This window comes from Treponema sp. R6D11 (assembly GCF_054786075.1).
Map to the genome: position 1 here is coordinate 13,249 of NZ_BDHD01000018.1, position 14,078 is coordinate 27,326.

Consider the following 14,078-nt stretch of genomic DNA (forward strand, 5'->3'; position numbering starts at 1 on the left):
GTGGAAGAAAAAATAAGAAGCACTACAGTAATAGCGGTAAGAAAAGACGGCAAGGTAGCTATGGCGGGAGACGGTCAAGTAACAATGGGTGATACGGTTATGAAAAATAACGCGCGTAAAGTGCGCCGTCTTATGGACGGAAAAGTGCTTTGCGGTTTTGCCGGAGCCACGGCTGACGCGTTTACGCTTTTTGACAGGTTTGAAGAAAAGTTAAAAGAGTATTCAGGCGATCTCGCAAGAGCCGCCGTGGAATTGGCGAAAGAATGGCGAATGGATAGAAACTTAAGGCGGCTTGAAGCGCTTCTGCTGGTAGCTGATTTATCCAAAACATTGTTAATTTCCGGCACTGGAGACGTGATAGAACCGGCGGAAAACGCGCTTGCGATTGGTTCAGGAGGAAATTACGCCTATGCCGCGGCGTTGGCGTTCCTTGAGGGAAGCAAATTTACGGCGACGGAAATAGCGGAAAAAAGTTTAAAGATTGCAGGTAACATCTGCATTTATACAAATATGCAAATAACATTAGAGGAATTAAACTGATGGAAGAAAAAAAAGAATATACGCCAAAACAAATTGTTGCGGAACTTGACAAGTATATTGTAGGGCAGAAAAAAGCTAAAAGAGCCGTCGCTGTCGCTTTGCGTAACCGCATAAGAAGGCTAAAACTTGCCCCAGAGATACGTGAGGATATTGCTCCAAAAAATATCCTTATGATTGGACCAACCGGAGTAGGAAAAACCGAAATCGCCCGCCGTCTTGCCAAGCTTGCCGGGTCTCCGTTTTTAAAAGTAGAAGCCACAAAATATACGGAAGTAGGCTATGTGGGCAGAGACGTTGAGTCCATGGTGCGCGATTTAATGGCGGCTGGATTTCAAATGGTAAAACAGGAAATGCAGGAAGGCGTTAAACAGGAAGCGGAAAAACGCGCGGAAGAAGCGCTTTTGGATTTATTACTGCCTGTAAATCCCAAGAAGCAAAAAGAGAAAAAACAGCGACCTGGTCCGATAATGAGACCTATGGGCGCTTTCTCGATAAATCCTGAAAATTCAAACGGCAGTATTATCGCTACAACATTACAGTTGGGGTTCCCCGTAAAGAAGAATAAAGAAACTCAGGACGAAGATCAGAGTAACGCGGATAATGCAACTCAGGAGGCAGAAGAAATAAAAGACGGCGAAGACGATAAATTTAAAGATACAAGAGAGAAGTTAAGAACAATGCTTCGTGAAGGCAAACTTAACGATAGAACAGTCGAGCTTATGGTAGGACAAAGTCCGACATTCCCGTCTTTTGAAATGATGGGCGGCAGCATGGAAGACCTTGAAGCTAGTATTTCTGGGATTGCCGGAATGTTGGGCGGAGGTCAAAAGAAAAAAGTCGTGACTGTTCCGCGCGCGATGGAAATATTAAGAGCGGAAGAAGCTGAAAAACTTGTAGACCGCGACAGGGTAAGCGATGAAGCCCGTCAGCGCGTGGAAGAAACGGGAATAATCTTTATTGACGAAATTGACAAAATTGCGGTAAAAGGCGACAGGGGAGGCGGTCCCGACGTTTCGCGTGAAGGCGTACAACGCGACATTCTTCCCATTGTTGAAGGAGCCACTGTTAACACAAAATGGGGACCTGTTAATACTGACCATATTCTCTTTATCGCCGCTGGCGCATTCAATGTAAGCAGACCATCGGACTTAATTCCCGAATTGCAGGGAAGATTCCCACTGCGCGTTGAATTGGATTCTTTGGGTAAGGACGATTTCTTGCGTATTTTAACGGAGCCAAAAAACGCCCTTATCAAACAGTACATTGAATTGCTTGGGACTGAAAATGTCGAGCTTCATTTTGCGCCGGAAGCGATTGAGCATATGGCGGCACTTGCGGCAGATGTTAACTCAAAATTGGAAAATATCGGGGCTAGGCGGCTTCATACAATAATGGAAACTCTTTTGGAGGAGCTTTCGTTTGAAGCGTCCGATATTGCCCCCGCAAAAGTTGACATAACTGTAGATTATGTCAATCAAAAACTGGCGGAAATCGTCAAGGATCAGGATCTTGGCAGATATATTCTATAGTAGGACGTTAAAGAGGGGGTTTATTTTTGCCGAAATTTGAGAATGGAGGGATTTTATGAATACATTTGCTAAAACTATTGATTTATTACACCGCGCAATGGACGCGAATACTGTCCGCAGGCAGGTTATAGCCAACAATTTGGCTAACGCCGATGTTCCGAATTTTAAGCGTACGGACGTAAATTTTGAAAGCGAATTAAAAAGGGCGCTTGACTCGGAAAATAAAAGACCAGCGATGGAAATGAATATGTCGCACCCTGGACATTTCCCGAATTACAGGGAAAGGGACTACCGCGACGTGCAAATTCGCCGTGTTTTAGACTACACAACCACATACAACAACAATGGGAACAATGTAGACCCTGAAAAGGAATTCATGCTTGCCACGCAAAACCAGATGAGCTATACGCTCTTTGCGCAAGCCGCGGCGTTTGAATTTAGCCAGATAAATCAGGTATTAAGAGGATAAGGAAGGATTAAATGGGAATTTTTAGTTCGATAAGCGTTGCGGCGACAGGTTTAACCGCAAACAGAGTAAGACTCGATGTTATCGCCAACAATATGGCTAACGTAAGTACGACAAGAACGACAGAAGGCGGTCCCTTTAGACGCAGCCGTGTTGTTATGCGCCCTGTAACGGAAAGCCCCTTTTGGCGTTCTCCGTTCCTTCCAGATAGCATGGACGACGGACTTGGTAAGGGTGTGCGCGTTTTAGAAGTGCAAAAAGATCTTAAAACAGAGCCTCGTTATGTTTATGATCCTACGCACCCTGACGCAATTCTTTCCGGTCCTCGTGAAGGTTATGTTGAGATGCCCAATGTAGATGTTGTTACGGAAATGACGGACATGATTTCAGCTTCGCGCTCTTATGAGGCGAATGCCGCAATTATTGAAGGATCAAAATCTATGTTCCAAAGAGCTTTGGACATAGGAGCAAAATAGGATTTTAAAGGGAGGGAATTTTGAAAATCTTTAACAATCAAGCTTTTATAAACGCAGCCGCCGCGCAGAATTATTCAATTACAATGATTCGTAATCATGAAAAACACATGCAGATGCCGGACAGTCCGTATTTTGGAAATGGGAATAAATCTCTCGCGCTTAGGGATACAATTGGAGCGCAGGGAATTACAAGGGCGGGCGTTTTTGAAGACGCGATGCTTCAAGCGTTAGATAAAGTATCGGGAGCGCAATTAACCGCAAGCGAGATGCAAAAGGAAGCGCTTATCAACCCCGATTCGGTTGATATTCACGATATTACGATAGCTCAGGCGGAGGCAAGCATGGCTCTTGGAGTTACACGTAATATTTTAAGCAGATTAGTTCAAGGTTGGAGAGACCTAATTAATACAAGATAGTATTTATATTCGGGAGGGGATATGAACGAGTTTTTCAAAAAAATCATTTCTAAGGCTACGGCTGTTTGGGCAAACTGGTCTTTTACGCAAAAGATCCTAATTGCCGTAGTAGCCGTTGTCATCATCGGAGGAGTTATCGCGCTCTTTCGGGTTTCAGCAACGCCGGTATTGTCGGCTGTTTATGACAGACCAATTACCGATGAAGCTCTGCTGGACAGAATAGTAACGCGTCTTAATCAGGAAGATGTTGTCGTTACTGTAACGCCCGATAATATTGTGCGCGTTCAGGACGAACTGACAGCGCGGCGCATGAGGGTAATTCTTATCCGTGAGAATTTACTTCCGACGGGAATAGATCCATGGCAGATCTTCGACAAAGAGCGCTGGACTATTACCGACATGGAGCGTAATGTTAACTTCCAACGGGCGCAACAAAAAATGATAGCCGACCATATCAGGGCGATTGAAGGCATTGATAATGTCGAGTTAAGAATTGTGTGGCCCAAAAAAGAACTTTTTGCCTCAGAGCAGAATCCGGTAAGCGCCGCCGTAACCATTATTCCGACCCCTGGAAGCGACATTGCGCAAAACAGAAAAAAAATAGAAGGCATACAAAAACTTCTTAAATCCGCTATTGAAGGGTTAAAAGATGATAATATCACAATAACCGACAATTACGGAATTGAGCTTAACGACTTTGAAGGAATGAAAGATTTTGACAAACAAGCTCTTACAGAGCGTCAACAAAAATTTCTTTTGGATATGGAAAAAAGATACAGGGGTCTTGTGCTTTCTTCTGTTCAACAAATATTTAAGCAGGATCGCGTAAGGGATCTTAACATAAAATTTGAAATGGATATGTCCCAAAAAACTGTTGATACAAAAGAAAATTTCCCCGTTACAATCAAGCCAAGAACGCCCGGTCTTCCTTATGACGATTCAATTATAAAGGAATCCCTTATAATTGGAGAGTCAAAATCTGATACAAAATGGGAAGGTACAGGGTTTAATCCTGAAGGTCCCGGCGGAGTGGAGGGGCAAACGCCTCCCGCTTTTAAGGATATGAGTAACTTGTACGGAAGAATGAATCAATCTACAGATGTTACTAATTATGAAATTAACCAACGTAAATCACAGGAAAACAAAAGCCCTCAAATTGATCGTGTAACTGTTTCAGTAAATATTGACGGAGTATGGAAAAGAAAATTTGACGAAAAGAAACAACCCATAATTCTTCAAGATGGCACTATTGAAAGGGAATACACTCCAGTTCCTCCCGAAGATCTTAAAAAGGTAGAAGGATTAATACGCGACGCTATAGCGTATAATTCGGCAAGAGGGGACTCAGTTACTGTAACCAATATCCCTGTAGATCGCACCAAAGAATTTATGGAAGAGGATGCCGCGTATTTCAGAAAGAAACAAATGCAAATTACAATAATTATTTTTATTGCGGGTTTGACATTAATGTTATTTGGATTTATGCTGTTTAGGATGATCTCTCGCGAGATGGAAAGACGCAAAAGGCTTGCCGAGGAAGAAAGGGCAAGACGCGAACAGATGTTGCGGGAGAGCGCAATGGCAGAGGCGGAACAGGAATCCGAGGACGTCTCCATTTCACTGGAAGAACGTACAAGAATGCAGTTGATGGAAAGCGCTATCAATTTGGCAAAAGAGCATCCGGAAGATGCCGCTCAACTCATCAGAACATGGTTATTGGAGGAATAAACTATGGCAAAGACAGCATTAGTACCGGGAGCCTCTGTAGGCGGCTCCAAGAAGAAAAATGTAAAAGAATATACGGGACGCCAAAAAGCGGCTATTTTCCTTGTAACAATAGGCTCGGAGATCTCCGCGGAAATTTTCAAATATCTGCGTGAAGATGAAATTGAAACTCTAACCTTTGAAATAGCAAGGCTTGAAACAATAGACTCGGAACAGAAGGATGCAATCCTTCAGGAATTCCAAGAGTTGATGATGGCGAACCAGTTCATCTCAACGGGCGGTATCGACTACGCCAGAGAGCTTTTGGAAAAATCGCTCGGTAGCCAGAAAGCGATTGATATTATCAACCGCTTAACGTCAAGTTTGCAGGTGCGTCCTTTCGACTTTATCCGCAGAACAGACCCGGCGCACCTTTTAAACTTTATTCAGCAGGAACACCCGCAGACAATCGCCCTTATTTTGGCGTACTTGGAGCCGAACAAAGCTTCAATTATTCTGCAAAATCTGCCGCATGAAGTGCAGAGCGACGTAGCCAGACGTATTGCTACAATGGACAGAACAAGCCCTGAAGTATTGCGCGAAGTTGAACGCGTTCTTGAAAAGAAACTTTCATCACTGTCCAGCGAAGACTACACTGCGGCGGGCGGCGTTGAAAGCATCGTAGAAATATTGAACCTTGTAGACCGCGCTTCTGAAAAGCAGATTATCGAGGCTTTGGAAGACGAAGATCCGGAACTTGCGGAAGAGATCAAGAAAAGAATGTTCGTATTCGAAGATATCGTTATGCTGGACGACCGAGCCATTCAAAAGGTTATGCGCGAAGTCGACTCTCAAGAGCTTGCGAAAGCGCTCAAGTCGGTCGATTCGGAAGTTCAGGACAAGATATTCAAGAATATGTCCAAACGCGCGGCAAGTATGCTCAAGGAAGATATGGAGTATATGGGACCTGTACGCTTAAAAGACGTTGAAGAAGCGCAACAGAAGATAGTATCCATTATTCGCCACCTTGAAGATACGGGTGAAATCGTTGTCGCCCGCGCAGGTGAAGATGAACTTGTTGTATAAAGAGGTTGATTTATGTTAAAGGCTGTTTTTAGATCTAATGAATTGGTTCCGCTTGGCGAGAAGATTATTATCGACTCGCCTGGTACATACTCCGAAATCCCTCATTTATCATCTATTGAGGATACTGTAGAAGCCCTTGATGATGTTGAAGAATATTCAGGACCTTCGGCAGATGATATGCGGCGTGAAGCTGAAATGTTTAAGGCTCAATGGGACGAAGAAAAAGAACGAATGATTTCTTCGGCAAAAGCGGAAGCGGAAAGCATTGTTCAGACGGCGCAGAGCGCAGCCTTTGCGGAGGTTAAAAGACAAACAGATGAGGCTCAAATATTAAAACAGCAGGCGGAAGACGAGGCGCAAAAAATACTTGACGACGCTAAATTAAAAGCAAGCGAAATTGAAGCCGAAGTAAGGCGGTCTTTGGATACTGAACGCAATGAAGCGAAAGAAACCGGCAGAAAGGAAGGTAAGGAAGAGGGATATGCCGAAGGAAAAGCGGAGGTTGACCGCCTTATCGAAAGAACACAGGTAGTGCTTGAAAGAGCGCAGGACAAAAGAGGAGAGATATTAAGCGATACCGAAAAAGAAATAATCTCCTTAGTGCTTTTGATTTCGCGTAAAGTTATTAAAGTGCTTTCCGAAAATCAGCGCGATATTATTATCTCCAATGTGATTGAGGCTTTGCGTAAAGTAAGAGCAAAAGGAAATGTCATCATAAGAGTAAACCTTGCCGATTTACAGCTTGCGACAGAACACAAACAAGATTTTATAAACCTTATGGAAGGAGCCAAATCGGTTCAGATTGTAGAAGACAGTTCTGTGGATCAAGGCGGTTGTATAATAGAAACCGATTTTGGCGAGATAGACGCGCGTATCGCAAGCCAACTTGCCGAGTTGGAAAACAGAATACTGGAAATCTCGCCCATACAACCGGGAAGAAAAGATAATACTCCGCCGCCTGTAATCAGAACGGCAAATCTTAACGGCGATCTTGCCGCTTCTTCCGCGATAATGGACGCGCTGAGTAAATCATCTAACGAGGGCGGAGCAACTGATTCGCCTTCAGATTCTGATGATCCTGAGCTTTCAAGCGGAGCGAGCGCGGCTCTTACGGCATCTGCCGCGTTAGCCGCTTTAGCTACAATGGCGACAAAAGGCAAGAGAGAAGTGGACAAAAAAATAACAGGCGGATTAGATAAGTTAACAAGAAGGAAATCTGATAGTTCGACCCCGTAAAATTTACGGAGTCGCTTGTGGAGGGGGGACCGCATGCAGACAATTACAGTTGAGCCGAGTGTTTTTGATAAATATCTTACATGTGCGGATAAAACAGATCCGATAAAATGCGTCGGCAAAATAGTTAAAATAGACGGATTATTAATCGAAAGCCACGGTCCTCAGGCGATTATAGGCGAGATATGCAGAATTATAGCCCCAAAAGGAAGGGGTAGCATAAAAGCCGAAGTTGTAGGGTTAAGGTATGAAATCGTCCAACTTATGGCTTATGAAGAAACGGACGGAATTGAAGTAGGCGATAGAGTTATCGCTCTTGGCTCCCGTCTTGAAGTGCCTGTATCACAAAAACTTTTAGGGCGGGTTATAGACGCCCTTGGAAACCCAATAGACAATAAGGGCGATATTTCGTCTAACTGTTATTATCCCGCCCTTACAAGCCCGCCTGATCCGCTTAAAAGAAGACGAATAACGGAACGCATAACAACAGGAGTACGCGCAATTGACGGTCTTCTTGCGGTAGGCAAGGGGCAAAGGCTTGGTATTTTTTCCGGTTCTGGCGTAGGTAAATCCACTCTCCTTGGAATGATTGCCCGCAACACTTCCGCCGATGTAAACGTAGTCGCCCTAATAGGGGAACGCGGGCGGGAAGTAAACGATTTTATAGAAAACGATCTTGGTCCCGAAGGACTTGCGCGCAGCGTATTGATTGTTACTCCTTCCAATTCTCCGCCTCTTGCCCGTCTTCGCGGAGCTTATGTTGCGACTGCTGTCGCTGAGTATTTCAGGGATCAGGGAAACGATGTAATGTTGATGTTTGATTCAGTTACGCGCTTTGCCCGCGCCATGAGGGAAATAGGGCTTGCAGCAGGGGAGCCTCCCGCGCAGAGGGGATTCCCGCCCAGTATGTTTGATTCAATGCCGAAACTCCTTGAAAGATCCGGTACTTCCGACAAGGGGAGCATAACGGGTTTTTACACAGTCCTTGTAGACGGCGATGATATGGACGAACCTGTAGCGGATACAGTCCGAGGTATCCTTGACGGACATATTGTTCTTTCTAGAGATTTAGCGCAGGCGTATCATTATCCTGCAATTGACGTGCTTACAAGCATTTCTCGTCTTGCGCCCAAAGTGTCGGGACAGATGAGCAGAAAAGCGTCCGGCGTTATCCGAAGAAATATGGCGGCTTATGCGAGCGCGGAAGACCTTATCAATGTAGGCGCTTATCATCAAGGTTCCAACCCCGAAATTGACGAAGCTATCGCTAAACATGGCATTATAGAAGAATTTCTTATGCAGGAGGTTGACGAGCCTTCGTCTTTGGAAGAAACGCTTACCGCCATGTCGGAAATAGCGGATGTTTTTATTCCGCCTGAGGAAATGACGGATACAAATCAAAAACTTGAAAAAACAGCAAGTCAAAAAATAAAGAGCAATGTTCCTGAAAAGGCTGAAAAACCCGCTAATGTTGAAGATACAAAAATGGCGCTTAACAGTGTAGCGTCTTTATTTTCATCGCTCCCAGGTATGAATATTTTGGAAAATAACATCTTATGAAAAGATTTACATTCAGACTTGAAAAAGTTCTCCAATTAAGGAAATTCAAAGAGAATGAATGTAAACTCGCGCTTGGGCAAGCTATCAGTATTCTTAATATAATAGAAAACGATATAAAAATGACGGCAATTAAGAGGCACAATGCCGTTCAACAGCGTTTTAATTCTCCGCAAGACATGGCTTCATGGGACATTTATGTTCTAAGGCTTGAACAAGAAGCGGAAAAATTGGCGCAAAATGCGGCGCAAGCGGAGCTTGTGGTGGAAGAAAAACGCGCTCTGTACATAGAAGCGCAAAAAGATTTAAAAGCTATAGAAAAACTAAAAGAAAAGCGCCAAAAAGAGTATCGCAAAGAAATGATGAATTACCAAATGGCGGAAGTAGATGATTTAACCGCCGCCAGGTATAGGCGAGAAGAAGTTTACCAGGAACATATCTAAAACCACATATCCTCTTTCGTATAACATATATATCAGTTGTAAGCTCAAATCTTTCTTGGTTCGCTACTGTTCGTGTGGTTCGTGGTAAAAAAACTATTCAATAATACTCAAAATATCCGGTATCTTCCGTATAATTTTATCGGGTTTTATATTATAATCTTCCAATAAAACTTTTTTTGTGTTAATCCATATTGTGAATATGCCTAATTTTTGCGGAGGTTCTATGTCCCAAATTAAATTGTCGCCTATCATTATAATTTTATTGTTTTGTACTTTTGTTTTTTGTAACATATATTCATACATTTTTATATCAGGTTTGCCGTATCCTACCTCGCCTTCAATAAAGACGTAATCAAAATATTTTTCTATATCAAAACGTTTTAATTTTTTCCGTTGAATTTCAGAAGTCCCATTTGTCATAACACCCAATTTTATATTTTTCTCTTTTATTTTTTGTAATGTTTCTTCAACGCCGTCTAATAAATACCATAAATTTTCATGTATATCAGAAAAACAATCCGCCAATTCTTCTAATTTTTTTATTTCCAAATCAGAATATTCTTTTAACGCCAATTTTACAATATCTCTTCTTGCGTTTACTATATTTCTTCTACCTGCTTTATGCCTTTCCGGGTCTGACCAATACCATTTTCTTGCAGTATGTATTTTTTCCAAAATAATAGGCTTATCAATATTAATAACATTATTCTGAATAAATATATCTACAGTTTTATCCCATGCTTCTTCCGTAACAAGGTCGAATGCCATCAGTGTGTCGTCTAAATCAAATAAAATTAATTCTGGTTTCATTTGTTGTTAATTTATATTTTTTAATTCTTCTCTGATTTTTTTTAATGCGTCTATATTTCTAATTTTTTCAACAGACCTGATTACGTATATTACATCTTCTTCATATACCTGAATTCTATAAGGGTAACGAATTTCATTAATATATCTGTTTAGAAAGCCGCATTCCATTTTAATTTCTTGAAAATTATTATCTATTTCAATACAGTTATCATTTAACAAAACTAAATTATGAGTTTTTTGAGGAATAATATTATTGTATGTTAAAAAGCATTTTAAATATTTTTCTGTAGCTTGAGCGTATAAATAACAAATAACTTCCATGTGTTTTTTATATGATTCATTCAATATCTTTGCCGAGTCAAAATCGTCATCAGCTATTATCATCCATTCTTTAACATCGTTAATGTTCATATAATATTTTACCTTTTTGGCAAATTGTCTTTTCAAAGATATTTTCTATTTTTCTTTTATTAAATATTGTTTCATTATTTAAAAATAAATCAATGAAATATATTTTTTTATAACTTAAATCGACAACAATTTTTGCATATATTTCAGTTAAATTATTTATTCCATCAGGTATTACAATATAAATATCAATGTCGCTTTTGTCAGAGGGCGTTCCGTATGCGTAAGAACCAAATAAATAAATATACCGAGCAGGTACGAACTTGAGGATGGACTCTTTAATATCTTCTATTTTTTCCGTTAAATTTTCCATTGTTTTATTATATTCATTTATCTGTTTTTTGTCAAATGTGTTCTTTTATTTTACATCAAACGCTGTGTTAAAATTCCCCTCAATCCGCTTCTCCAATTCGCTCTCATCAATCTTTTCTCCGGCATCGTTGCGAAGGGCTGCCGCTGTTTTGAGTATCAAAGGCAGGTCAGCCCATGATGAAAAATTTTCGCCTCTTCTTGGTTGAAAGGGAGCGTCTGTCTCTGTTAAAAGCCTTTCCACGGGGAGCAGAGAACAGCATTGAATTGCCTGTTTGTGGTTTAGCGTAATTGTGTTTCCAAATGAAAAATAGGCGTTAATGCCGTGGCGTAATAGCGAGCGGGCTTCTTCAAGAGTGCCTGACCATGAATGAAAAATGACGGACCTGCACTTTGATAATTCTTTTTCGGCGGCAAAAATTTTGTGCATTGCACGGCGTACATGAAGAACGACTGGCAAGTCGTAATTAATTGCAATTTCCAAATGTGCCGTAAAAATAGCGTCTTGTATTTTTTCAGTTTCCTTAAACTCGGCGTTGTAAAGATCAAAACCACATTCGCCTATTGCGGCTATTTTGTCCACCTCCGCAAGATTTCGCAAAAGAGTAATACTGTCATTTAACTCTGTTTCCGTAAATGGACCACCTTCTTTCTCCTTTACCGCCGGCAGTTGCGGATGAACGCCGAAGCAGAGCAGTAAAGGAGCGGCGTTTTCAGCGGTGGCGTTATGTGCTAATATTTCGTTATGTGCAAATTCTTCCATGTTGTAAGAACTTGCCGCCGCAATGACTCCCAGCTTACGCCGTTCTTGCTCCATTTGCGGGAAAAGGGGGGAGAGGTCGAAGGGGTGGCAATGGGCGTCTGTCAACACGTTATAAACCAATAATCATTTTGGCGAATAAAAAATAAATTATAAGCGAAACTGCGTCTACAATGGTGGTGATTAACGGAGCCGCCATAACAGCAGGGTCGATTTTTAAGCATTTTGCAGCTAACGGCAAAACACAGCCGACAGTTTTCGCTATTATAATTGTACAACATACGGACAGGGTAACCGTAACGCATAACATAAGATTTTGTCCGTTCATTAAATAAATGCGTATAAAATTAATTGTTCCAAGGGCTAGTCCGCATATCAATCCGACACGCACTTCCTTCCATACAATGCGGATAATGTCTTTTGGTGTAATTTCACCTATCGCCATACCTCGAATGATAAGGGTTGAAGATTGAGAGCCTGCGTTGCCGCCTGTGTCCATGAGCATCGGGATAAACGCTACAAGAATCGGCAGAGCCGCAAGTCCTGCTTCAAAATTAGAAATGATTAAGCCTGTTATGGTCGCTGAAAGCATCAACACCAAGAGCCAGATGATGCGGTTTCTGGCGAGTTGGAACACGCCTGTTTTAAGATACGGATCGTCAGAGGGGGCAAGGGCGTTCATCTTTTCGATGTCTTCCGTGCTTTCTTCTACGATAACGTCTACAATGTCGTCTACCGTTATAATGCCCACGAGACGCTTCTCTTTGTCAACAACTGGCATTGCCAACAGCGAGTATTTCTTAAATTGTTCGGCAACAGCTTCCTGATCATCTGTTGTGTAAGCGTAAACAAGATTAGTGTCCATTATGTTGCCTATACGCTGTCGGGGTTTTGAAAGCATAAGAGTTTTTGCGGAAATAGAACCTACAAGAACACGATCCTTACGTATCACATAACAGTTGTAAATTGTCTCTTTGTCAAGCCCTGTACTGCGGATAGTGTCAAATGCTTTGTGTACTGTCTCGTCTTCTCTAAGATCGACATATTCCGTAGTCATAAGACTGCCTGCGGAATCGTCGGGGTATTGTAAAAAATTATTGATTAGTTTTCGTTTTTCAGGTTGCACATTTTTTAATACACGCTTTACAATATTAGCCGGCATTTCCTCGATAAAGTCTACAGCGTCGTCCATGAAAAGTTTGTTCATGATTTCGCCGATTTCCGTATCGGTAAGAGCTTCAATAACAATCTGCTGATGATCGCTGTCCATGTAGGCAAAAACTTCCGATGCAATTGCTTTGGGCAGAATCCTGAATAATCTGACTTTATTTTCTTTGTCTAATTCTTCGGAAATATCGGCAATGTCCGCCGTATTCATATCGACAATCAGAGGTTTCAATTTTAATATATCGATTGAACCTGCTCTGATTAATTCTATAATTTCTTCTTTATTCATATTAGAACACCGGACAGAAAGCAAGGGTCGCTGTTTGTGTCAAGCTTTAGCCTCCTGTTTGTTTTTTACTAATGTAATTCTAGTAAAATATCATGTTTTGTCAATACAAAGGAGAAAGATCAGGGGTTTTTGTTCGAGGAGTTGGTGTAGGTTTATTATGCGGTTACAAGATCGGGGTGTTCTATGTTTACAGTTTTATGTGCGTTATTGTTATGTAAAGCTTCTGGTGTAAGGCACATTTTATCGTATTCACGCATCCTAGCTTCGGATATAAATCCTAATTTGAAATTGATAGTTGCGTTCTCGTGGATCATTTCCGCTATGTCGCTTTCGTATTTCATTCTAATCCTCCTCAATAATTTCAATGAAAGTCCCATTTCTCAAACGAGTATCAAGCTGATCATCGGTCAATAAAAACTGGTCTTTTGCGTCTTCCTTGAACCTTTTCAATTCTTTCCCACTTATGTTGTCCCTGTCATTCTTGGAAAAACCATAAACAAAAAATGTGCGGTACTCGTTTCTAAAGTATACTATAACACGATGTCCGCCTGATTTTCCTTCGCCTTGTCTGGCTACTCGTACCTTATATACATCGCCCCCCAGATTTGCGTCCGCTTGGTCTGCCTCAAGTTGATCAACAATTTCCAGTAATTCATGGTCGGTAATGCCTTCCTTGCTCGCAAAACGGCTGAACCCTGTATATTTGAATACCCTCACCTTTATATAATAACAATAAAATGGACGTGTTTCAAGGATAATTTGTAAAATATACTCAAATATTTGTAAACAGTCTTTTCTCTCTAAACTTCATTTTGCTCCTCAATAAATTCCTCTTGTACAGTGTAAAATATTTTTGTATAATAAACACATGGATCATAAAACCAT

At 41.5% G+C, this 14,078-nt stretch carries 17 protein-coding genes; 10 read left to right on the forward strand and 7 right to left on the reverse strand.

What is annotated here, in order from left to right; translation table 11 throughout:
- Genes hslV through fliJ form a run of 10 tightly spaced genes read left to right on the forward strand, consistent with a single transcriptional unit; the run spans window position 1 to window position 9,450 of the window.
- On the forward strand, window positions 1-540 hold the full coding sequence (gene hslV / locus ACYVTD_RS03425) for an ATP-dependent protease subunit HslV (RefSeq protein WP_461246381.1): 540 nt from the start codon (window positions 1-3) through the stop codon (window positions 538-540).
- A complete protein-coding gene (gene hslU, locus ACYVTD_RS03430; protein ID WP_461246399.1) occupies window positions 537-2,069 on the forward strand; it encodes an ATP-dependent protease ATPase subunit HslU in 1,533 nt (510 codons plus the stop codon). Before hslV ends, hslU begins: the two co-directional genes overlap by 4 nt.
- A 55-nt stretch (window positions 2,070-2,124) precedes the next feature.
- Window positions 2,125-2,538, forward strand: a complete 414-nt coding sequence (gene flgB / locus ACYVTD_RS03435) for a flagellar basal body rod protein FlgB (protein WP_461246382.1) — start codon at window positions 2,125-2,127, stop codon at window positions 2,536-2,538.
- A gap of 11 nt (window positions 2,539-2,549) precedes the next feature.
- Window positions 2,550-3,011: a flagellar basal body rod protein FlgC gene (gene flgC / locus ACYVTD_RS03440; RefSeq protein WP_461246383.1), complete on the forward strand. Its 462-nt coding sequence runs from the start codon at window positions 2,550-2,552 to the stop codon at window positions 3,009-3,011.
- A 20-nt stretch (window positions 3,012-3,031) separates the two neighbouring features.
- The gene (locus ACYVTD_RS03445; protein WP_461246384.1) at window positions 3,032-3,427 is read left to right on the forward strand and encodes a flagellar hook-basal body complex protein FliE; all 396 of its coding nucleotides are present in this window, start codon (window positions 3,032-3,034) and stop codon (window positions 3,425-3,427) included.
- 21 nt (window positions 3,428-3,448) lie between these two features.
- Complete coding sequence (fliF, locus tag ACYVTD_RS03450) at window positions 3,449-5,155, forward strand: flagellar basal-body MS-ring/collar protein FliF (protein ID WP_461246385.1); 1,707 nt, start codon at window positions 3,449-3,451, stop codon at window positions 5,153-5,155.
- Window positions 5,156-5,158: 3 nt separating this feature from the next.
- Entirely contained in the window at window positions 5,159-6,217 is a 1,059-nt protein-coding gene (gene fliG, locus ACYVTD_RS03455; RefSeq protein ID WP_461246386.1) for a flagellar motor switch protein FliG, read from the forward strand.
- A 12-nt stretch (window positions 6,218-6,229) separates the two neighbouring features.
- A complete protein-coding gene (fliH, locus tag ACYVTD_RS03460; protein WP_461246387.1) occupies window positions 6,230-7,453 on the forward strand; it encodes a flagellar assembly protein FliH in 1,224 nt (407 codons plus the stop codon).
- A gap of 33 nt (window positions 7,454-7,486) precedes the next feature.
- On the forward strand, window positions 7,487-9,010 hold the full coding sequence (locus tag ACYVTD_RS03465; RefSeq protein ID WP_461246388.1) for a FliI/YscN family ATPase: 1,524 nt from the start codon (window positions 7,487-7,489) through the stop codon (window positions 9,008-9,010).
- Window positions 9,007-9,450, forward strand: a complete 444-nt coding sequence (gene fliJ / locus ACYVTD_RS03470; RefSeq protein WP_461246389.1) for a flagellar export protein FliJ — start codon at window positions 9,007-9,009, stop codon at window positions 9,448-9,450. Before ACYVTD_RS03465 ends, fliJ begins: the two co-directional genes overlap by 4 nt.
- A gap of 93 nt (window positions 9,451-9,543) precedes the next feature.
- On the opposite strand, the gene ACYVTD_RS03475 is transcribed toward fliJ, so the two are convergent.
- The 7 genes from ACYVTD_RS03475 to ACYVTD_RS03505 all read right to left on the reverse strand — a co-directional run bounded on the left by ACYVTD_RS03475 (window position 9,544) and on the right by ACYVTD_RS03505 (window position 13,910).
- On the reverse strand, window positions 9,544-10,260 hold the full coding sequence (locus ACYVTD_RS03475) for an HAD family hydrolase (protein WP_461246390.1): 717 nt from the start codon (window positions 10,258-10,260) through the stop codon (window positions 9,544-9,546).
- A 6-nt stretch (window positions 10,261-10,266) separates the two neighbouring features.
- A complete protein-coding gene (locus ACYVTD_RS03480) occupies window positions 10,267-10,671 on the reverse strand; it encodes a HEPN domain-containing protein (protein ID WP_461246391.1) in 405 nt (134 codons plus the stop codon).
- Window positions 10,661-10,981, reverse strand: coding sequence for a nucleotidyltransferase family protein (locus tag ACYVTD_RS03485; RefSeq protein ID WP_461246392.1), 321 nt, complete (start codon window positions 10,979-10,981; stop codon window positions 10,661-10,663). The genes ACYVTD_RS03480 and ACYVTD_RS03485 overlap by 11 nt, the downstream gene beginning before the upstream one ends.
- Before the next feature lie 45 nt (window positions 10,982-11,026).
- The gene (locus tag ACYVTD_RS03490; protein ID WP_461246393.1) at window positions 11,027-11,848 is read right to left on the reverse strand and encodes a TatD family hydrolase; all 822 of its coding nucleotides are present in this window, start codon (window positions 11,846-11,848) and stop codon (window positions 11,027-11,029) included.
- Window position 11,849: 1 nt separating this feature from the next.
- Window positions 11,850-13,193: a magnesium transporter gene (gene mgtE / locus ACYVTD_RS03495; protein ID WP_461246394.1), complete on the reverse strand. Its 1,344-nt coding sequence runs from the start codon at window positions 13,191-13,193 to the stop codon at window positions 11,850-11,852.
- 155 nt (window positions 13,194-13,348) lie between these two features.
- Window positions 13,349-13,534 carry a hypothetical protein gene (locus ACYVTD_RS03500; protein WP_461246395.1) on the reverse strand — a complete coding sequence of 62 codons (186 nt, stop codon included), beginning with the start codon at window positions 13,532-13,534 and terminating at the stop codon, window positions 13,349-13,351.
- Window position 13,535: 1 nt separating this feature from the next.
- Complete coding sequence (locus ACYVTD_RS03505) at window positions 13,536-13,910, reverse strand: type II toxin-antitoxin system RelE/ParE family toxin (protein ID WP_461246396.1); 375 nt, start codon at window positions 13,908-13,910, stop codon at window positions 13,536-13,538.
- Window positions 13,911-14,078: the final 168 nt, after the last annotated feature.

Bases quoted from the DNA above. Each gene is read 5' to 3' on its own strand.
- fliJ (WP_461246389.1), top strand. From the start codon at position 9,007: ATGAAAAGATTTACATTCAGACTTGAAAAAGTTCTCCAATTAAGGAAA.
- mgtE (WP_461246394.1), bottom strand. From the start codon at position 13,193: ATGAATAAAGAAGAAATTATAGAATTAATCAGAGCAGGTTCAATCGAT.
- flgB (WP_461246382.1), top strand. From the start codon at position 2,125: ATGAATACATTTGCTAAAACTATTGATTTATTACACCGCGCAATGGAC.
- ACYVTD_RS03500 (WP_461246395.1), bottom strand. From the start codon at position 13,534: ATGAAATACGAAAGCGACATAGCGGAAATGATCCACGAGAACGCAACT.
- fliH (WP_461246387.1), top strand. From the start codon at position 6,230: ATGTTAAAGGCTGTTTTTAGATCTAATGAATTGGTTCCGCTTGGCGAG.
- ACYVTD_RS03480 (WP_461246391.1), bottom strand. From the start codon at position 10,671: ATGAACATTAACGATGTTAAAGAATGGATGATAATAGCTGATGACGAT.
- fliF (WP_461246385.1), top strand. From the start codon at position 3,449: ATGAACGAGTTTTTCAAAAAAATCATTTCTAAGGCTACGGCTGTTTGG.
- ACYVTD_RS03475 (WP_461246390.1), bottom strand. From the start codon at position 10,260: ATGAAACCAGAATTAATTTTATTTGATTTAGACGACACACTGATGGCA.
- fliG (WP_461246386.1), top strand. From the start codon at position 5,159: ATGGCAAAGACAGCATTAGTACCGGGAGCCTCTGTAGGCGGCTCCAAG.
- ACYVTD_RS03485 (WP_461246392.1), bottom strand. From the start codon at position 10,981: ATGGAAAATTTAACGGAAAAAATAGAAGATATTAAAGAGTCCATCCTC.
- flgC (WP_461246383.1), top strand. From the start codon at position 2,550: ATGGGAATTTTTAGTTCGATAAGCGTTGCGGCGACAGGTTTAACCGCA.
- ACYVTD_RS03465 (WP_461246388.1), top strand. From the start codon at position 7,487: ATGCAGACAATTACAGTTGAGCCGAGTGTTTTTGATAAATATCTTACA.